Source organism: Clostridium nigeriense (genome assembly GCF_050585265.1).
GTDB classification, from domain to species: Bacteria; Bacillota; Clostridia; order Clostridiales; family Clostridiaceae; genus Clostridium; species Clostridium nigeriense_B.
Genome location: NZ_JBNOOE010000008.1, coordinates 108693 through 129582 on the forward strand (window position 1 = coordinate 108693; position 20890 = coordinate 129582).

Consider the following 20890-nt stretch of genomic DNA (forward strand, 5'->3'; position numbering starts at 1 on the left):
ACCCCTCCTTTTAACTTTACATTGCCATTGATAAAATTATCTATTAAATGTTATACTATCCTTATGTTATTACCAAAGAAAGGATGATACTTATGGCATTAGATGGTATCTACCTATATAGTTTAGTACATGATTTCAAAAAATCAATATTAAATTGTAAAATAGATAAAATCAATCAACCAGAAAAAGATGAAATAATTTTAACACTTAGAAAGGGTAGGGAAAATATTAAATTATTAATATCAGCCTCTTCAAAATTCCCTAGAATCCATTTAACCAATATAAGTAAACCAAACCCACTTCAAGCACCAATGTTTACTATGGTAATGAGAAAGTATTTAATTGGCGGAAAAATAACCAATATTACTCAATTAAATGGTGATAGAGTAATTCAATTACATATTGAATCTACTGATGAACTAGGTTTTGACAGTAAATATGTATTAATAGTTGAAATAATGGGTAGACATAGCAATATTACTCTAGTTAGAGAAAGAGATAATAAAATTATGGAATGCATTAAACATATATCTTCAGATATAAATACCTATAGAATTTTATATCCAGGCATAAATTATGTATACCCTCCAAGCTCTAAAAAATTAAATCCATTTGATTTTTCTAAAGATGAATTTAATAAGTATTTAGATAGTACTGAAATAAATATAAATGAATATTTATTTACTAATATTTTCACTGGTATTGGAAAATCTTTATCTAAAAACCTATATATAAATTGCTTACAAGATAATAATACCATAAATAAAGATTTTATTTTTAATTTCTTTAAAAAATTTATAAAAAACTTAGAGCAAAATTTTTCTTACAAAATTTATAAGGAAAATGAAGTATTTAAAGATTTTCATTGCATTGAATTAAATGCTTTTAATAATATTTATTCATCAATAAATTTTAATGATCCAAATACTTTGTTAGATGAGTTTTTTACTATTAAAGACAAACAAGACAGATTATTAAGTAGAAGCACAGACTTACAAAAGTTAATTTCAAATAATATAGATAGGTGCAATAATAAAGATAAAAAATTAAATAATATTTTAGAAGAATGTAGAGAAAAATATAAATATAAAATATATGGAGACTTATTAACTTCTTATATTTATATGATTAAAAAAGGTCAAAAAGAGATAACTTTATTAAACTTCTATAACGAAAAAGAAGAAGAATATATAACCATAAAATTAGATGAAAATAAAACTCCATCTGAAAATATACAAAGTTTTTATAAAAAATATAATAAATTAAAAAAATCAGCAGAATCTGCATTAGAACAACTTGAAAGAAATAAATCAGAACTGGAATACTTAAATTCAGTTTTAACAAATATTTTAAACTGCGAAAGTTATATAGAAATTGATGATATAAAGAAAGAATTAATAGAAACAAATTATCTGAAATTCAAGGGGAATTCTAAAAAGAATAAAAAAGATAAATCTTCTAAACCAATTCATATTATTTCTTCTGATGGAATTGATATTTATATAGGTAAAAATAATATTCAAAATGATTATTTAACATTAAAATTTGCTAATAAAAATCATCTGTGGCTTCACACAAAAAATATACCTGGCTCTCATGTAATTCTTTGTAGTGATAATCCATCAGATACTTCTATAGAGGAAGCAGCTATACTCGCATCTTATTATAGTAAGGCTAAAAATTCTACTAAAGTTCCAGTAGATTATACATTAGTTAAGAATATAAAAAAACCAAATGGTGCAAAACCTGGAATGGTAATTTATCATACAAATTACTCTATATATACTGAACCTAGTGAATATAGTAATTTTAAATTTGAAAATAATAAAATTATAAAAAGTTAATTTTTTATGTTTCCATAATACAAAAAAAGTTAAGATGAATAAATAATCATCTTAACTTTTTTATTATTTAGGTAATTATATATGATTTACAACCATGTCTCCTGGATTCTTTATTAATTCATTATCAAAATATTGATAATAATAACACTTTAACTTACCATTATAAAGTTTTCTATTCTTGCTAGATTTTATACCAAAAGGGGTTTCAAATTTTTCATAAGAAGTTAATATATTATAATCCCAATTAAAGAACTTCTTCTTAAATCCTCCAAAAATCTTATATAATTCTTCAACTTCCTTCTTTTCCCCTAATCTTTCACCATATGGTGGATTAGATATAATAAATCCATATTTCTCCCCACTAGAAAAATCTTTAAAATCTCTTCTATGGAATTCTATATATTTAGATACACCAGCTTTTTCTGCGTTACTTCTAGCAACCTTTAGTATTCTACCATCTATATCATATCCTAAAAGCTTTATATCTCTATGTTTTATTGCCCTTTCAGCACCTTCTCTAACTTGCTCAAAAATATCCTCATCCATCGTTGGCCATGTTTCACAAGTAAATGATCTACACATTCCTGGAGCAATATTTTGCATAATCATTGCAGCTTCTATCAAAATAGTTCCAGAGCCACAAAAAGGATCAACTAAAGTGAAATCTTCTTTCCATCTTGAAATAAGAACCATAGCTGCTGCTAAAGTTTCTTTCAATGGTGCTGCCCCTGCTTCTTCCCTATATCCTCTTTTGTGAAGTCCTGGTCCTGATGTATCAATAGTTAAAGTAACTAAATCTTTAAGTATTGACACTTCAATTTTATATAATGGTCCATCTTCAGAAAATTGAGTTATTCCATAAGAATTGCTCATACTATCAACTATTGCTTTTTTAACTATTGACTGACAATCTGGAACACTATGTAAAGTAGACTTTACAGACTTACCATTAACATGCATAATCCCATCTACAGGAATTAAATCACTCCACTTTATGCTTTTAGTACCTTGAAATAATTCTTCAAAGCTTCTAGCTTCAAACTCTCCCATATTTATTAAAATTCTATCAGCTGTTCTTAAATGAATATTAGCTATTGCTATATCCATTTCATCTCCCTTGAAATGAACCTTACCATTTTCAGTTCTTAAATCCTCATATCCTAAAGCCTTTAATTCTTTTGCAGTAATTCCTTCTAATCCAAAGGTAGTAGTTGCAATTAAATTATATTCCATATTTTTTCTCCTTTATTTTCCTTCGTAAATTTTAACAGAGTCTTTTCCATCTATCTCTTCAATTTCTACAGCTATAATTTCATTTTTAGAGGTAGGAATATTTTTCCCTACATAATCTGCTCTTATAGGAAGTTCTTTATGCCCTCTATCTATTAATACCGCTAATTGTATTTGATCAGGTCTACCAGAATCCATTATTGCATCTATTGCTGCTCTTACTGTTCTACATGTATATAACACATCATCAACTAGTATTACTTTTTTACCTATTATTTCAACACCTAAATTAGAGTTATTTACTTTTGGTGTATCTTTAATTTCACTTATATCATCTCTATATAAAGTAATATCTACTGATCCTACCGGTACCTTTACTCCCTCAATATTTTCTATATTTTTAGCTATTCTTTCAGCTATTGGATATCCCCTTCTCTTTATTCCTACTAATACAACATCATCAATTCCTTTATTTTTTTCAATTATCTCATGAGATATTCTAATTAAAGTTCTATATATAGCCTTATCATCTAACAAATTTGCTTTTAACTTCATGTCACTCCACCTCTAACTCCTTAAATATTCTAATAAATCTAAATAATATTTAGGCAATTCCGAATCAAATTCAATATACTCTTTTTTAGTTGGATGTATAAATCCTAGAGTCTTTGCATGTAATACTTGACCTTCTAACTTAAATCTTTGTTTTTTTAAACCATATAACGGGTCCCCTACTAATGGATGCCCTATAGATGCCATATGTACTCTAATTTGATGAGTTCTTCCTGTTTCTAATGTACACTTAACTAGAGAAGTACCATTATTATATTGCTCCAATACATTATAATGAGTAACTGCCCTTTTACCGTCATCTACAATAGCCATCTTTAATCTATCTTTTTTATTTCTACCAATAGGTTTATCAATAGTTCCTTCTAACCTATTAAATCTTCCTTCTACCAATGCATAATATTCTCTTTTGATGCTATGCTCCTTAAATTGCTCAGCTAATATATTATGTGACTCATCGTTTTTAGCAATAACTAAAACTCCTGAAGTATCCTTATCTATTCTATGAACTATACCAGGTCTTATAACTCCATTTATACCAGATAAATCCTTACAATGATATAGTAATCCATTTACTAAAGTTCCTGAATAATTACCTGGAGCAGGATGTACTACTATACCTTGAGGCTTATTTAATACTATTATATCCTTATCTTCATAAACTATATTTAAATCAATATTTTCTGGCTTTACATCTAACTCTATAGGTTCTGGCATATTTACGATAATTTGATCATTTTCTCTTAACTTAAAATTACTTTTAACTTCTTTTTCATTTACTAATACAGACTTCGAGTCTATTAGCCCTTGAATAAAGGACCTTGATTTGCCTTCTATATTATTTGATAAGTATTTATCTATTCTTGTACCTATATCATTTTCATTAGTTACTTTAAAAAATAATTTATCCATTAATTAAATCTCCACTTTTTTTATAATTCTTTACACATTATAATATATTGAATCTTCACACTCAATAGATATACCTATATAAAAATAAAAAATCCGTCTTAAACGGATTTTATTCTTCTTCTTGAGCAAAAAAGCTTTTTATTTCATCCATATCTTCAGTATAAACATCGTCAGTAGATTCTAAATTTTTATCAGATACTTCAATTTTTTTTTCTGCAATCAACTTTTCTATAGGTTCTGAAATATTATAATTCTTAGTTAGATCTTTTTCTAATTCATCAAAAGTTTCTGTTTGAGCATTCATGAAATTTCTAAACTTAGCTCTAAATTTTACAAATTCCTGCTTAACTTTTTCATATTCATCATTTATTGCTATAACATCATTATGTGCCTTATCAATTATCCTCTTTGCTGATTCATTAGCATTCTTTAAAATTATCTCTGACTCTTTTTGTGATGTTGCTCTCGCCTGTTCAGCTGCATTTTGAGCTAATAAAAGAGTATTTTGTATAGTGTTTTCAATCTTAACATAATGTTCTAGTTTTTCATTTGCTCTTGATAAATTTTCTTTTAACCTTGAATTTTCTTTATAAAGTTCTTCATAGTTATCTATAATTTCATTTATAAATTCATCAACCTCTTCGCTATCATATCCCCTAAATACCTTTCTAAATTCCTTGTTGCTTATATCCATTGGAGTAAGCTTCATAAAATCACCTCTACGCATTATATATATTTTTTTATTAAAATTCTCTGTCTCCCACTTCTAGTTTCCCCAATAATCTTCCCAATTATATATTTTCCATTGCCTCTAATAGTTAACCTAGATCCTAACACGACCTCCTGACTTTTATCTTTTACCTTAACATAATCTACTAATACTTTTCCACTTTCTATTATTTCAATTGATTTTGCTCTTGATATATTAACAATTTTAGCAACAATCCCATCTACTCTTAATGAAGAAACACTAATTAAAATTTCCTCAAAATCTACAGAAGGTATATCTACTATATTGTATACAATATTTATTTCCACAGGAGATTTTCCAATATGAGGCAAATTTAATTGAACATATTCACTAATTTCTTCAACAATAGGTAAATATGCCTTATCTCCTTTTACTACAATATCTCCAAGCTTATTTCTTTCAATTCCTAATGATAAAATAGCTCCTAAATAATCCTTATGTTCTAAATTTGAAAAGTTTGACTTATTTTTAATCTCTAGTACACAAATTGGATAATCTATATTATAAGTATTATTAAATGATATCATTCGCCTTTCAGCTTCCTCAAAAATTCCATTTGTATCCACAAAAAAATCATTACTTTTGCAATAGTTGCTAAAAAAATTCCATATATTAGGTGGACAAAAGCTATTACTAAAAATAGTTATGTCTTTATCATAGGCAAGTTTATAATTTTCATATATTTTTATTGCTTCTTTTGCATCATCTTCAACAAAACTTTTAATAATTACTTCTTTGCTTAACATTAAAATAACATCCTAATATAAGATAATATCATTATTGCAAATAAAGGTGAAAAATCTATTAAATTATTTTTAAATACTTTATCTTGTAAAATCCTAAAAGGTAATAATACAGGATAATTAAATGATGCAATTATATTATATATATTATTTTCCTTCATAGAAGGAACCATTGATATTATAACTTCTAATAAAATAGTTATCTCAAGAGCTATAGTTAATAATCTTATTGCTTCAAAAACTATTTCGATTTAAATCTCCTCCTACTTATTCCAGTTAAATAATGCTTTTGAACTTAATTCATTTTTCAATTCATTTGTTACTTCTACATTTGATGGCGATAATAAATAAACTCTTTGTTCAATTTCTTGTAAAGTTGCACCTAATACATAACAAGAACCACTAATAAAGTCCACTAATCTTTGTGCCGTTTTTGTTTCTAAAGTTGTAGCATTTACTAACACTATTTTTCTTGCTTTTATAGCATCTGCAATTTCTCTAGCATCATCATAATTTAAAGGTTTAGTTACCATTACCTTTGCAGTAGACGCAGTATGAATATTAACCACCTTATTTCCTTTTTGCTTTGATATAATTGGTTCTATTTCCTCTTGAACCTCTTCTTCAACTTCAGTTTCTTCTAAATCATCAAATTCATCTTCATATTCTCCAAGCCCAATTATCTCTTTAAATTTTCCAAACATATTACCCATTTGTCATTCCTCCCACTATATTTCTTTTGCCAAAAATTCCTTCTCCAACTCGTATCAAATTAGAGCCTTCTTCTAGAGCTATTTTATAATCATGGGTCATTCCCATGGATAGAATTTTCATATTTATATTTTTATATGATTTTTTATTTAAATCATCAAATATACTTTTCATTTTTTTAAAATAAAATCTATTTTCTTCATCGTTTCCTTTTGGTATGATAGCCATAAGACCTGATACCTTACAACTACTACATTTTTCAACTTCATTTATCATTTCTGATAAATCTTCTTCATAAATCCCACTCTTCGATTCTTCTCTTCCAATATTAATTTGAATTAAAAGATTTGCTGTAGAATTTTGTTTAGAAAATTCATCTTCAATTTTTTTTAATAACTTTATACTAGACAAAGAATGTATTAAATAAACTTTATTTACTAAATATTTAACCTTATTCGTTTGTAAATTCCCTATAAAATGCCATCTTATATCTTTAGGGAGCATCTCTTCCTTCTCTATAAGTTCCTGGACTTTATTTTCTCCAAAGTCTCTTTGCTCCATATCATAAGCGGTTTTTATATCTTCTATAGGTTTAGTTTTTGATACTGCAACTAGTGTAGCATTATTTGATATATTTTTTTTAATATTATTTAAGTTTTCCTCTATACTCAATGTATTTCCTCCTAAAGAAGCGTATTTACATAATTTAAGTATTCTTCAAAAAAACTTAAATTCCTTCATACTTTATAAATTTTTATCAAAATTTATTTTCCATCATATCTTTCCATATACTTAGCCTCAGTATTTTGATTTGTTGCTGGTATTATTATTTCATCTTTTTCTTCAATCTCAATTTTTATTTCTCTAAGAAGTAATTTTTCTATTATACTATTTTCAGATAACAAAGCAGTCTTAATTTCTTCTGGATTTCCTATTACATAAATATAGAAAGGTGCAAATGTAGTAGTTTCATCTTCAAAACCAATAAATGCCCAGTAACATTTAACTGCTGAATTTGGAAGCATTCTATGATCATTTATTGCAACGGCTTGAGCTCCAGCATTTGTTATTGCATTTAAAACTTGAGCAAGATCATTATCATGTATAGTCTTTCTAAGAACTTGAATTTCTGTATCTAAATCAAGATTGTAATCACCATCCTGCATCTTTATAATCAATCCAGGCCCTTTAATAGTAGTTATTCCACTTAAAGCTCCATAATCAACAAGTTGATTTTTCATATCTTCAACAAGCTTTTTACTTTTTTCAGGGTCATTTCCATCATATTTACTTATTTTATATCTAAAATCTATATTTTCACTTTTTATATTTTCTATATCTTTATAAAGCTGATTACGCTCTTCAACAGCTTTTTTATAATCTACGGCATTTAAAGATGAAATACTATTGACAACTCCATTTAAATCTATGCTATTAACAATAAGGAATCCTGTAAAAATTGATGCTGCTAATACAAATATTTTTCCTTTAATAATTTTCATTTATTCACCTCTTTTACGAGATTTCAACCTTTCAATTATTAATCTTCTAATAACAGCAAAGTTATCAAATATTCTTCCTCCAAATACGATAACTGCAGCAATATATATCGGTATTCCTAGCTTATCTCCTAAATAAGCAAGAGCCGCTGCTAAAATTGCATTACCAAAAAATCCTGAAATAAAAATATCAGCCTTAAAATTCTTAGACAAAGAAGCTCTTACAGCCCCAAAAACTGAGTCTAAGCAAGCAAGTATTGCAACAGACATGTAAGGAGATAATGTTTCTGGAATGTTAACGTCTAATAATAAACCTAAAAGCACACCTAATAAAAGTCCTATAAATGCTATCATATTAATTCCCCCTTACTAATTTACTGGTTTTATATACTCATTCTTTAAAGATTGATTTGTTTTATTAATTATTATTTCATCGCTTTCTTTTACTTCACAATAATAGTTTTGCAATGCACCATAATTTAAAACCCCTTGAAAATTAGCAGCTACGCTTAATGCCTGCTTATCACCTATTGCTTTAATAACAATCTTTTCTTTAGGGTCTATTTGTCCAGAAGTTCCTATCCAAATCCAATCTCCTGAGTTTTTAATGCCACTTTGAGGTGTTAACCTAAAATCATTGACTGAAATTGCTTCAGCCTTTATATATCTTAATGAATTAACTACATGAACTATTTCATCTTCACTTATACTCCTAGATGTACTAGTATTAGAACTAAATATATTTGACTTTGGAGTAATTGTTATTATTATTCCTGGTCCCTTTACATCAACTAAGCCTAAATTCATTCTAGCATTATCTAACTGCTTTTTTATTTCAGCTTCTAAATCCCCCTCTTGAGCTGCCGCTTCTTCTAATTGCTTTAACTCTTGGGATAAAGAACTATTTTCTTTTGTAAGTTCTTCTTTTTCTTTCTTTAATGCATCTATTTCAGCCATTATGTCTAAACTCTGAGTTGCTACATTCATTTTATCTTTTTCATTAAGCAATTTAAACTGATGGGCTAATAAAAATCCTAAAAATGCACAAACAATAGCCACAAAAATTTGTGAAGTTACTTTTTTCATATAAAAATTCCCCCTTTCTATTCACTTTGCTTAATAACAGGTGCTCCATTAAAACTCATATCAATATACCCTTTACTAATTATTCCTTGCTCTATAAGGTTTAATGCAATATTTACTTTGTCAATTAAGTCAGAACTATCTCCAAGTATCACCTCTACATCTCCTATATAACACACAATATCATTTAAATCAAAAATATTAATTTCTGAAAAATAAAATTCCTCAGGCATAACTTCTATCATTTTATAAAAAGTTCCTAACACTTCTGGTAGCTTTTTATCTTCAGTTATCTTATCTCCTACTCCTTTTTCTGTTAAATCTAGGCCTGTTAACTTAGTTAAATTTCTTCCTTCTAAGCTATCAACTTCCTCTACTATAACTCCATCATTATTAATAGATTTTATCTTACCATTACTTTCAAAATAATATGCTATATTATTTTCTACTATATCTATACTTATTTGATTAATACCCTTTTTTCTTATTTTTACTTCATTTATATATGGATTTTCTTTTAAATCTTTTTCTATTTTACTATAGTCTATAGTAAATATATTCTTTCCAATATTATATTTTAATTTTTCTTGTAAACTTTCATTTGTAATAGTTACTAATCCATTAATATTTATTTTTTTCAAATTAAAAAGAGGCGCCTTATATATAAAAATTACAATTCCTATTATAAATACAAAAAAGCCTAAAATTATTCTCTTTACTATTTTCTTTTTCTTTTTTTTTCTTACAAATTTATTAACCTTAGTATTCATTTCTCTCCCACTTTTACATAACATTATTAATTATAATAGTATCACTTTTTGGATGTTTTTTCATTATAAATTTTTACTAAATTTAAAGTTTTATAATAAATTAATACTTTTTTAATAGTTTTACACATAAAATTAAAAGAGTGAGTTTAAAAATAAAATCACTCTTTTTTTAATATTATAACTCTTTTCCTTGTATCTGTCTTGATATGTTTAAAAGAATTCCCATAGCCATCATATTAATAACTAGTGATGTACCACCATAACTTATAAATGGCATAGGCACCCCAGTAACCGGCATAGAACCTGTTACAACAGCAATATTTATAATTGCTTGAACTGCAATTATAGATGTAATCCCTATAGCTAATAAAGTCCCATAGCTATCCTTTGCTTTAATTGCAACCTTTATTCCTCTCCATACAAAAAATACAAATAAAGATACTATAAATAAACAACCAATCAATCCAAGTTCTTCTCCAATTATTGAAAATATAAAGTCATTATGTGGTTCTGGCATATATAATGTTTTTTGTCTAGACTGACCAAGACCAAGTCCCGTTACACCACCAGCACCTAAAGCATAAAAAGATTGTATTAATTGATATCCATCTCCAGCTGGATCTTGCCATGGATTTAAAAAATTAAGCATTCTTGCTCTTCTATAATCTTCTCCAAATATAAAGAACATTACCGCTACAAGCAAAACAGGGGCTACTTTTCCAAACAAATCTTGAAATCTTCCTCCTGCAACAAAAAGTAAAATAAAAGTAACTATCATTATTATTGCAGCTATACTTAAATTTTTTTCTGCTAAAATCATTGCCGCAAAAAAACCAGATACACCTAAATAAGGGACTATTCCAGTCCAAAATTTTTTAACACCATCTCCCTTGGCATCTAAACTCATTGCTAAAAACATTACTACAGCATACTTAGTTAACTCAGATGGTTGAAAAGATAATGGTCCTAGTTGTATCCATCTTTTTGCTCCATTTACTGCCGGAAAGAAAAATACTGCAATTAATAAAGGTATAGTTATAATTAAAATATGCGGAGTAATTTTTCTTATTTTGTGATAATCAAAACTAGCCATAAAACTCATTACAACTAATCCAGTAATAGCCCAAATTAATTGTTTTTTCAAATATACCATGCTATCTCCCTCTTTAAACATAGCATAATATGAACTAGCTGAATATATCATAATTACTCCTATTGCAAGTAAAATTATAACAGCATAAAAAATACCATAGTCGATTTCTCCCATTTTAACCTTTTGCTTTACTGCTCTCATAAAAACTCCTCCAATCAATGATTAAAGGGCTACAAATCCTATAAAGCATAACACTACAGTTATTATTGCAAAAATTGTTACTATTTTAATTTCACTCCATCCAACTTGCTCAAAATGATGGTGAATTGGTGCCATCTTGAATAACCTTTTTCCTGTAAGCTTATAAGATGCAACTTGTAAAATTACTGATATAGTCTCAAGAACATATATACCACCAACTATAAATAATATTAATGGTAGTTCTAAAATTAAAGCAATTGTCGCTATTGCACCACCTATTGCTAAGGAACCTGTGTCACCCATAAATACCTTTGCTGGATATGCGTTGAATTTTAGGAATCCTAATAATCCTCCTGCTAAAACAAAGGAAAACACTGCTAACGATTCGTGCCCCATTGTAAATGATACAACACCAAAGAAAGTTAAAACTAAAATACTAACAGTAGAAGCTAATCCATCTAATCCATCAGTTAAATTAACTGCATTTGTTGCACCTGCATAATATACTATAACAAATGGTATATATAATATTCCTAAAGGTATTCTCGTTTCTATAAATGGTATTCTTAAACTAGTTCCTAAATTCACATAACCATAAACTGCTATTGCAGTAGAAAAAATTATTAATAGCAACATTTTTTGCCATGCTTTTAATCCTTCATTATCTTTCTTTAATATCTTTAATATATCATCTAAAAATCCAATGAATCCAAAAGCCAATAATGAATATAGTGCAATCATTGCCTCATCACTAGGATTAAATCTCATTGCCACCATAACTATTAATGTAGATATTACAAAAATTAATCCACCAATAGTTGGCGTTCCAGCTTTTTTAAGATGGCTTTGAGGCCCTTCTTTTCTAATATTTTGACCAAACTTTAATTTAGTCAGCATAGGTATTATTATTGGTCCTAATATAACTGAAATTATAAAAGATAATACTAATCCTATTACTATTTTTGACGTTATAATGTCTACTAACTTATCCCCCATTATTCCTGCCTAAATTAGGCAGTTCACCTCCTTTGTTATATTTCCAGCTCTTCTAATGAATTTACTATTTCCTCAAACTTCATTCCCCTTGAAGCCTTTACTAAAATTACATCATTTTCTTTAATAAGTATATTTATATTGCTAATAAAATCATCTTTACTTTCAAAAGTCTTTATACTCTCTAAAGAATAACCATTTTTAAAGCAATCTTTATACTTTCCTATTGCTATCAGCAAATCTAACTTATTCTTTGCATAACAGCCAACCTCACTATGTGCATTTATAGATTCATCACCAAGTTCATTCATAGTTCCAAGTATAGCCACTTTTCTCCCTTTTTTATAAGAATTTAATACATCAATAGAAGATTTCATTGAATCAGGACTTGCATTGTAGCAATCATTAATTATTGTAATTTTATCTCTTTTAATTACTTCTAATCTCATTGAAGTAGCTTCTAAATTTTTAATTCCTTTTTTCATTTCTTTAAGTGATACATTTAATTGTTTAGCTACAGCTATAGCTAACATTGAATTTAAAACATTATGTTTTCCTGCCATAGGTATATTAAATGTGAATTCCTGATTATTTTCCTTAACTGAAAAGGTAGTATTATCCTCCTCTAGTATAATATTATAAGCATAAACATCATATTCATGATTATAGCCAATTCTTTTAATTTCAAAACATTTATTATTAATTTTTAATAAATAATTATCTTCACCATTTATAATTAATGTATTATTTTCATCAAAATAATTAAAAATTTCAGATTTAGCCTTTAAAATATTTTCTTGAGTTTTTAAGTTTTCTATATGTGATAACCCAATATTAGTTATAACAGCAATATCAGGTCTTGCACAATTAGCTAGTACATCTATTTCACCAATATTACTCATTCCCATTTCTAGTACAGCTACATCAATAGAGCTATCTAACTCTAGAATCATTAGTGGTAATCCAATTTGATTATTAAAATTTCCTTTAGTTTTAAAAACCTTATATTTTTCACTTAAAAATGCAGCAATCAAATCTTTTGTAGAAGTTTTACCACAAGAACCTGTAACTCCTACAACCTTTAATCCAAGTTTTTTTCTGTAATAACTTGCAAGGTTTAATAGTGCCTTTTCAGAATTATTTACCTTTATTACTGTACCTAATCCCTTTAATTCTTCTAAATTAAATAATATTTCATCTACTATAGCAATAGATGCTCCATTTAAAAAGGCTTCTTTTAAAAATTTATTACCATTAAATCTTTCACCTTTTATCGCTAAATAAATATCACCAATCTCTATTTTTCTTGTATCTATGCAAAGCCTATTAAAGGTCTTTTTCCCCTCTACTATAACTTCACCATCTATTGCTTTTAATAATTCTTTAAAAGATAGTTCCATTCTTACACCTCTAATTTTTTCTTTTATTTGCTAAAACTTCATCTATAACTTCTCTTTCATCAAAATGAACATATCCTTCTGGAGTTATTTGATAGTTTTCATGTCCCTTACCAGCTAATACTACAACATCCCCTTCTTCTGCCATGCTTAATGCTAATTTGATTGCCTCTGATCTATTTTCAATTGCAATATAATTAGTTTTATCTGTTCCTGAAATTATTTCTTTTAGTATTGCCATAGGATCTTCTTCTCTAGGATTATCTGACGTAATTATTGATAAATCAGCAAGTTCAGTTCCAATCCTTCCTATTTCTGCTCTTTTAACTTTATCTCTATCTCCACCACATCCATAAACTGCAATTAATCTATTTCTTGTATAATCTTTTATTGTTTCTAAAATATTCTTTAATCCATCTGGAGTATGGGCAAAATCTATTATAATATCATAAGGAATATCATATTTATATCCTATTCTCTCACACCTACCTGGAACTACTACATCTAAAAGTCCTTCTTTGATATAATCATTATTTATACCTAAAATATTCATAGCTCCAACAGCACCTAATGCATTATATACATTGTATTCACCAGGTAAAATTGAATTAAAACTGTCTCCATTAACCCTAAAATGTATATCTCCTTCTTTCAACATAAGATCTGAAGCCTTAAAGTCACTTTCATCCTTTATTGAATATGTCTTTATTTCCTTATTCCCTATGTTTTCAATATCCCTTACAATTCTATAACCATAGTCATCATCTATATTTATAACACAAGCTTTACTAATTTCAAATAATTTAAATTTTGCTTTATAATAGTTTTCAAAAGACTTATGGAAATCTAAATGATCTCTAGTTAGATTAGTAAATATTCCAATTTCAAATTCACATCCATAAACTCTATCTAGATACAGAGAGTGAGATGAGACTTCCATAACACAATATTCACAGTTTGCTTCAACCATATCTTTAAATAACTTATGAAGCTCTAATGATTCTGGAGTAGTTCTTTCAGATTTAACTTTTTTATCTCCAATATAATTAGCTATAGTTCCTACTAAGCCAACTTTTTTACCAGCTTTTTCTAGCATCGATTTCAATATATATACAGTTGTAGTTTTACCATTAGTTCCAGTTACTCCTATTAATTTTAATTTTTTAGCTGGATGATTATAATAATTAGCAGCCATAGTTGCTAAAGCTTTTCTTCCCTCTTTTACTAATAATACTGTTATTCCTTCTACATCTATATTTATATTTTTTTCACATAATACAACCTTAGCTCCAGCTTCAATAGCTTTAAATGCATAGTCGTGACCATCTGCTTCGAAACCTGTAAGACACACAAAAAGATCTCCTTCTTTTATCTTTCTGCTATCATATTGAATATGATTTACATTAATATCTAAGCTTCCACTTAAAACCTCATAGCTTACTCCATCTAATAAATCTAATAACTTCATTTCACCATCTCCTTAATATTCTAAACGAAATCCCTATGTCTTTTGTATATAAATTTAGCATGTGAGTGTCCCACATGCTAATGTAAAGGGATATTCTAATTAATCTCCATATTCTTCATTTAAAATTAATTTAACATTTGTACCTTTGGTAATAATTTCGCCTTTTGAAATGCTTTGTTTAACAATAGTACCTTCACCTTCATAAGTGAAGATAATACCTAAATCATATAATATTTTACTTGCTGCCTCTAAAGAGTAACCCCTTAAATCAGGCATAACAACATTTTTATTATAAGACTCAATTTCTCCTGTGTCTATATTAATCTTAGAATTTTCTTTTACTGTGTATCCCGGATAAGGTTTTATATCTGTTATTATAGACCCATTTCCATCAATATTATACTCTAGATTGTATTCTTTTAATATTTTTTTTGCTTCACTTACTTCAAGTCCCCTTATTTCAGGAATAACTACTTCCTTAACTATACTTTCTACATCATCCTTAGGCATTTCTTCACTCATATAATTAAATATATCAGTAAATAATATATTTGCTAAAGGAGCAACTATTTGACCAGCATAGTAAGTACCAGTTCCAGGTTCATCTATTGATATAAAAACAGTAACTTGTGGATTATCTGCTGGTGCAAACCCTGCTAATGATGAAATATATTTTCCTGATTCATATCCTCCACCATTCGGATTAACTTTTTGAGCTGTTCCAGTCTTTGCTCCTATATGATAACCTTCAACATAAGTTTTGCTAGATCCACCATAAGAAACTGTTCTTTCTAAATAATCTCTTAATATAGATGTATTACTCTCACTTAAAACCTCTGTTACCTTTGCCTCAAAAGTTTCCTTAACAACAGTTTCACCATTTTCATTACTAGAAGTAATCTCTTTCATTATATGTGGTTGAATTAACTTTCCTCCGTTGATAATGCTATTAAAAGCTGCCATATATTGAACTGCATTTACAGTATTAGTTTGTCCAAATGAAATAGTTGCAAGATCTGCCTCATTAATATTTTCAGTTTTTTTAGTTATCCCCTTGGCTTCACCTGGTAAATCAACCCCACTAACTTGACCAAATCCTAATTTACTTATATATTCATTTAACTTTTCTTTACCAATTTTCTTTCCGATCTCCATAAATCCTACATTACATGAATTCTGCAATATTTCAGGTAATGTTTGAGTACCATGTCCTGATGTCTTCCAGCATTTTATTGTATGAGGTCCAATTTTCAAACTACCATTACATGTAAATGTATCAGACTCATCTACCAATCCTTCTTCTAAATTTCCAATCATAGTCACGACTTTGAATATAGACCCTGGTTCAAAGGTATCATTTACTAAGTGATTTCTCCACATTTTTTGTACCTTTTCCGCCAAATTTTCGCCTTCATAATTTTCAGCGCCTTCATAGGGATTATTAGGGTCAAAATCTGGCTTATTTACCATAGCTAATATTTCTCCATTATTTGGATTCATAATTATTATTGAAACTTGCTTTGCTTGATTATCTATATATCCCTTTTCAGCTACCTTTTCAGCAAAAGCCTGCAAATTTGCGTCTATAGTTAATACTAAATCACTTCCATTTACAGGAGCTGTAAATTCTGAAATTGTATAAGGAAGTTCATCATTATATTTACTTAATTCTGATATTCTAAGACCTGGAGTTCCTGATAAATAATCATTATATTCAAGTTCAACTCCTGTTAAACCTTGGCCATCTATATTAGTACTTCCTAGTACATGAGCTAAAAAATTTCCATTTGGATAATATCTTTTCGTATCTGGAGATACTATAACCCCTGGTATGTTTAAATCTTTAACTTTATCAGCAGGTTCCTTTTCAATTCTTCTTACTAAAATTGCAGCTCCAGCATCAGAACCACTAGGCAGCTTAGTATTTAACTTATCTAGAACCTTCTGTTCATCCATTCCTAAAGCCTCTGATATTTTTGGAGCTATATCATTATTCGTTAAATTTTCTTTTCTTAAGTGAGCTCTAATAGAGTTTAAATCAAAATCAACTCTATATACATTAGCAGATACAGCAAGTTCAACACCATTTCTATCTAAAATTCTTCCTCTTCTTGCATCAATTTTTACTTCACTAGTCCATTGTTCTTCTGCCTTTGCTGAATAATCTTCTCTCTTAACTATCATTATATAAGATAATCTTATTGCTAAAAGAGAAAATAAACATATTAATGTTGTAAGCGCTAATGATATTCTTTTTTTCATTAGCGCTTTATCTCTATAATTCTTTCTATTCACATCAATGCCTCCATGTAATTAATTAAAACATGTAGAGTATTATACTCTTTATCTGGCAAGTGTACTATTTCATTCCTTATGTTACTCTCTAAGATTAGTAAAAAAATCTTTAGTTATATTTACTGTGATAGTATCATCCATTTGTGGAATTTTCATACCAGCTTCAGTAGCAGCTGATTTTACATCTCCAAGAGAAGAATATTTTAATAAGTTTACTCTTAGAGCTTCCCCTTCTGCAGTAACAGTTTTTATATCACTCTTAACGTTAGTTAAATCATTTTGCATTTTAAAAACTTTACCGTCTCTTGCTATTGTTAATACTCCTAAAACTAGAGCAATAGATGCAACTTGCAATATATTTTTAACTACAGATTTTTTAGCATTTCTTTCTCTTCTTTGTTGCTCTCTTCTTTGTCTTTCAAGTTCTTCTCTTTCTTTTCTTCTTTTTACTTCGTCATACTTTCTCTTTGGGTTTAGAGCTGTATTTCCTCTTATATATTCATATTCCTTATTACCCATTTTAATTACATCCCCCATATTATTTTACTTAATTTTTTTAAATTTTCTCCACTACTCTTAATTTAGCACTTCTACTTCTTGGATTTTCATCAACTTCTTCTTTAGATGGATCTATAGCTTTTCTAGTAATTATCTTCACTTTAGCTTTTCCACCACAAACACATATTGGAAATTCCTTAGGACAAGTACATGAAGTAGCTAATTCTTTAAATTTAAGTTTTACTATTCTATCTTCTAAAGAATGGAAGGTTATTATAGCCATTCTTCCACCTTTATTTAATCTATTTACCCCATCTTCAATAGCTTTATTTAATATAGACAATTCGCTGTTTACTTCTATTCTAATAGCTTGGAAGGTTCTTTTAGCCGGATGAGGTCCTTCCCTTCTTGCTTTTGCCGGTATAGCTGCTTTAATTATTTCAACCAATTCCAGTGTAGTTTCTATTGGTTTATTTTCTCTATTTTCCACAATAAATCTTGCTATTCTTTTAGCAAACTTTTCTTCTCCATAATCTCTAATTATTCTATAGATTTCTTCTTCTTCGTAATCATTAATTACTTCATAAGCAGATAAAGAATTTTCTCTATTCATTCTCATATCTAAAGGTGCATCTTGCATATAACTAAATCCTCTATCCCCTTTATCTAATTGATAAGAAGATACTCCAAGATCCATTAACATTCCATCTATTTTTTCTATTTGCAAATTATTCAAAATAGAATCTATATTATAAAAATTGCTATGTACAAACTTTACATTATTAAAGTTTTGTAACCTTAAGCCTGCGGCTTTTAAAGCATCTTTATCCTGATCTATCCCTATTAAAAGGCCATCTCCAGATAATTCTTTTAGTATTTCCGAAGAATGTCCTCCACCACCTAAAGTTCCATCTACATATATTCCATTTTCTTTAATATTCAATCCCTCAATGCACTCGTTTAAAAGTACGGATACATGTTTAAATTCCATAATAATTCTCCTTATATTCCTAAATCACTCATTTTTTCAGCAATAGAGTCAAAATCTATATCCGATTCATTATATTCTTCCCATTTTTCCTTGCTCCAAATTTCAACTCTAGTTAATACTCCTATACTTACTATTTCCTTTTCAATACATGCATATTCTTTTAAATTCTGAGGAATCAAACCTCTCCCTTGCTTATCTACATCAATTTCACAAGCACCAGAAAAAAAGAATCTAACAAATGCTCTTGCATCTTTATTAGTAAGTGGTAAAGATTTTAACTTTGATTCTAAAGCCTTCCATTCTTCTATTGGGTAAGCATAAAGACATCCATCTAACCCCTTAGTAATAACAAATTTACTACCAAGTCCTTCTCTTAATTTTGAAGGAACTATCATTCTATTTTTTGCATCTAACCCATGTTGATATTCTCCAATAAACATCTTCAATCCTACCTTAAAATGAAATTCTCTACCACTTTAAACCACTTTAAACCACTTTATACTATTATTTTATTATTTTTCTAGGAATACTTCAAGAACTATTTCTATTTTTAGCATTACTTATTTTCAAATAAAAAAGTACTTCTATATAATCTTGCCTACTTAGCCGAAAGAAGTCATTGCAAAACTAATAGAAGCACTTCTGAAATTAAGGAAGAAAATTATAAAAGGTATGAAATCTATATAAATTTCATACCTTTTAAATAATATATTTTATATATTTAAACTTTTATACGTTAAATCTAAAATTAACAACGTCTCCGTCTTTCATAACGTAATCTTTTCCTTCTAATCTGTAAAGGCCTTTTTCTTTAGCAGCAGCTTCTGATCCGCATTCAAGTAAATCATCATAAGAAACTATTTCAGCTCTAATAAATCCTCTTTCAATATCTGAATGTATTTTACCAGCAGCTTGTGGCGCTTTTGTTCCTTCTTTTATTGTCCAAGCTCTTACTTCTTGAACACCTGCTGTTAAGTAACTAATTAATCCTAATAATCTATAACTTGCTCTTATAAGTTTATCTAATCCTGATTCTGTCAATCCATACTCACTTAACATTTCAAGTTTTTCTTCATCTTCTAATCCTGATAGTTCTTCTTCAAGTTTAGCACATACTACAACTACCTCTGAATTTTCACTTTCTGCATGAGCTTTCACTTTTTGAACATACGCATTATTTGTATTACCTTCCATCATATCATCTTCTGATATATTACAAGCATATAAAACCGGCTTTGAAGTTATTAAGAATAATCCTTTAATAATTTCTTCTTCTTCTTCAGTAACTTCTAATGTTCTTATCGGTAAGTTTTTTTCTAAATGTGCCTTTACTTTTTCCATTAAAGCATATTCTTCTTTTGCTTTTTTATCTCCTGATCTAACTTGTTTCATAGATCTTTCCATTCTTCTTTCAAGAACTTCTAAATCAGCAAATATAAGTTCTAAATTAATAGTTTCTATATCTCTAATAGGATCTACCGAACCTTCAACGTGTACAACATTTCCATCATCAAAACATCTAACAACATGTACTATCGCTGATACTTCTCTAATATGAGATAAGAACTTATTCCCTAAGCCTTCACCTTTTGATGCTCCTTTAACTAATCCAGCTATATCATAAAATTCAACAGCAGTATACACCTTTTTCTTAGTATTATACATTTTTTCTAAAACATCTAATCTTTTATCCGGTACACTAACTACTCCTACATTTGGTTCAATAGTACAAAACGGATAGTTTGCTGATTCTGCTCCAGCTTTTGTAATTGCATTAAATAAAGTGCTTTTACCAACATTAGGTAAACCAACTATTCCTAAATTCATCTATGTACATTCCT

22 protein-coding genes are annotated in these 20890 nt (G+C 28.1%); 1 reads left to right on the plus strand and 21 read right to left on the minus strand.

Going from position 1 to position 20890, the window contains the following annotated elements; translation table 11 throughout:
* Positions 1-92 precede the first annotated feature (92 nt).
* The gene (locus ACQPVP_RS09435; RefSeq protein ID WP_430849384.1) at positions 93-1844 is read left to right on the plus strand and encodes an Rqc2 family fibronectin-binding protein; all 1752 of its coding nucleotides are present in this window, start codon (positions 93-95) and stop codon (positions 1842-1844) included.
* Between the two features lie 75 nt (positions 1845-1919).
* Here the strand turns inward: ACQPVP_RS09435 and ACQPVP_RS09440 are convergent, their stop codons facing one another.
* From ACQPVP_RS09440 to ychF, 21 genes are all read right to left on the minus strand, one after another.
* The gene (locus ACQPVP_RS09440; RefSeq protein WP_430849386.1) at positions 1920-3077 is read right to left on the minus strand and encodes a THUMP domain-containing class I SAM-dependent RNA methyltransferase; all 1158 of its coding nucleotides are present in this window, start codon (positions 3075-3077) and stop codon (positions 1920-1922) included.
* Between the two features lie 12 nt (positions 3078-3089).
* On the minus strand, positions 3090-3629 hold the full coding sequence (gene pyrR, locus ACQPVP_RS09445) for a bifunctional pyr operon transcriptional regulator/uracil phosphoribosyltransferase PyrR (protein WP_430849388.1): 540 nt from the start codon (positions 3627-3629) through the stop codon (positions 3090-3092).
* 12 nt (positions 3630-3641) lie between these two features.
* Positions 3642-4556, minus strand: a complete 915-nt coding sequence (locus ACQPVP_RS09450) for an RluA family pseudouridine synthase (RefSeq protein ID WP_430849390.1) — start codon at positions 4554-4556, stop codon at positions 3642-3644.
* Positions 4557-4665: 109 nt separating this feature from the next.
* Positions 4666-5265 carry a DivIVA domain-containing protein gene (locus tag ACQPVP_RS09455; RefSeq protein ID WP_430849392.1) on the minus strand — a complete coding sequence of 200 codons (600 nt, stop codon included), beginning with the start codon at positions 5263-5265 and terminating at the stop codon, positions 4666-4668.
* A gap of 17 nt (positions 5266-5282) precedes the next feature.
* On the minus strand, positions 5283-6053 hold the full coding sequence (locus ACQPVP_RS09460; protein WP_430849394.1) for a YlmH/Sll1252 family protein: 771 nt from the start codon (positions 6051-6053) through the stop codon (positions 5283-5285).
* Positions 6053-6301: a YggT family protein gene (locus ACQPVP_RS09465; protein WP_430849475.1), complete on the minus strand. Its 249-nt coding sequence runs from the start codon at positions 6299-6301 to the stop codon at positions 6053-6055. Before ACQPVP_RS09465 ends, ACQPVP_RS09460 begins: the two co-directional genes overlap by 1 nt.
* 12 nt (positions 6302-6313) lie before the next feature.
* Positions 6314-6763 (minus strand): cell division protein SepF, encoded by a 450-nt coding sequence (locus ACQPVP_RS09470; protein ID WP_430849396.1) that lies wholly within the window; start codon positions 6761-6763, stop codon positions 6314-6316.
* Positions 6756-7433, minus strand: coding sequence for a YggS family pyridoxal phosphate-dependent enzyme (locus ACQPVP_RS09475; RefSeq protein ID WP_430849398.1), 678 nt, complete (start codon positions 7431-7433; stop codon positions 6756-6758). Before ACQPVP_RS09475 ends, ACQPVP_RS09470 begins: the two co-directional genes overlap by 8 nt.
* A 92-nt stretch (positions 7434-7525) precedes the next feature.
* Positions 7526-8263, minus strand: a complete 738-nt coding sequence (locus ACQPVP_RS09480) for a DUF881 domain-containing protein (protein ID WP_430849400.1) — start codon at positions 8261-8263, stop codon at positions 7526-7528.
* Complete coding sequence (locus ACQPVP_RS09485; protein ID WP_430849402.1) at positions 8264-8614, minus strand: small basic family protein; 351 nt, start codon at positions 8612-8614, stop codon at positions 8264-8266.
* A 15-nt stretch (positions 8615-8629) separates the two neighbouring features.
* On the minus strand, positions 8630-9346 hold the full coding sequence (locus tag ACQPVP_RS09490) for a DUF881 domain-containing protein (RefSeq protein ID WP_430849404.1): 717 nt from the start codon (positions 9344-9346) through the stop codon (positions 8630-8632).
* A 17-nt stretch (positions 9347-9363) separates the two neighbouring features.
* On the minus strand, positions 9364-10113 hold the full coding sequence (locus ACQPVP_RS09495) for a cell division protein FtsQ/DivIB (RefSeq protein ID WP_430849406.1): 750 nt from the start codon (positions 10111-10113) through the stop codon (positions 9364-9366).
* Positions 10114-10288: 175 nt separating this feature from the next.
* Positions 10289-11407 carry a stage V sporulation protein E gene (gene spoVE / locus ACQPVP_RS09500; protein ID WP_430849408.1) on the minus strand — a complete coding sequence of 373 codons (1119 nt, stop codon included), beginning with the start codon at positions 11405-11407 and terminating at the stop codon, positions 10289-10291.
* 21 nt (positions 11408-11428) lie between these two features.
* Complete coding sequence (gene mraY / locus ACQPVP_RS09505) at positions 11429-12403, minus strand: phospho-N-acetylmuramoyl-pentapeptide-transferase (RefSeq protein WP_430849410.1); 975 nt, start codon at positions 12401-12403, stop codon at positions 11429-11431.
* A 35-nt stretch (positions 12404-12438) separates the two neighbouring features.
* The gene (locus ACQPVP_RS09510; RefSeq protein WP_430849412.1) at positions 12439-13800 is read right to left on the minus strand and encodes a UDP-N-acetylmuramoyl-tripeptide--D-alanyl-D-alanine ligase; all 1362 of its coding nucleotides are present in this window, start codon (positions 13798-13800) and stop codon (positions 12439-12441) included.
* A 10-nt stretch (positions 13801-13810) separates the two neighbouring features.
* Positions 13811-15265 carry a UDP-N-acetylmuramoyl-L-alanyl-D-glutamate--2,6-diaminopimelate ligase gene (locus ACQPVP_RS09515; RefSeq protein WP_430849414.1) on the minus strand — a complete coding sequence of 485 codons (1455 nt, stop codon included), beginning with the start codon at positions 15263-15265 and terminating at the stop codon, positions 13811-13813.
* 99 nt (positions 15266-15364) lie between these two features.
* Entirely contained in the window at positions 15365-17560 is a 2196-nt protein-coding gene (locus ACQPVP_RS09520; protein ID WP_430849416.1) for a stage V sporulation protein D, read from the minus strand.
* Between the two features lie 81 nt (positions 17561-17641).
* Positions 17642-18079 carry a cell division protein FtsL gene (locus ACQPVP_RS09525; RefSeq protein WP_430849417.1) on the minus strand — a complete coding sequence of 146 codons (438 nt, stop codon included), beginning with the start codon at positions 18077-18079 and terminating at the stop codon, positions 17642-17644.
* A 37-nt stretch (positions 18080-18116) separates the two neighbouring features.
* Positions 18117-19049, minus strand: a complete 933-nt coding sequence (gene rsmH / locus ACQPVP_RS09530) for a 16S rRNA (cytosine(1402)-N(4))-methyltransferase RsmH (RefSeq protein WP_430849419.1) — start codon at positions 19047-19049, stop codon at positions 18117-18119.
* An 11-nt stretch (positions 19050-19060) separates the two neighbouring features.
* Positions 19061-19489, minus strand: coding sequence for a division/cell wall cluster transcriptional repressor MraZ (gene mraZ, locus ACQPVP_RS09535; protein WP_430849421.1), 429 nt, complete (start codon positions 19487-19489; stop codon positions 19061-19063).
* A gap of 289 nt (positions 19490-19778) precedes the next feature.
* Positions 19779-20876 carry a redox-regulated ATPase YchF gene (gene ychF / locus ACQPVP_RS09540; RefSeq protein ID WP_430838989.1) on the minus strand — a complete coding sequence of 366 codons (1098 nt, stop codon included), beginning with the start codon at positions 20874-20876 and terminating at the stop codon, positions 19779-19781.
* Between the last annotated feature and the right edge of the window lie 14 nt (positions 20877-20890).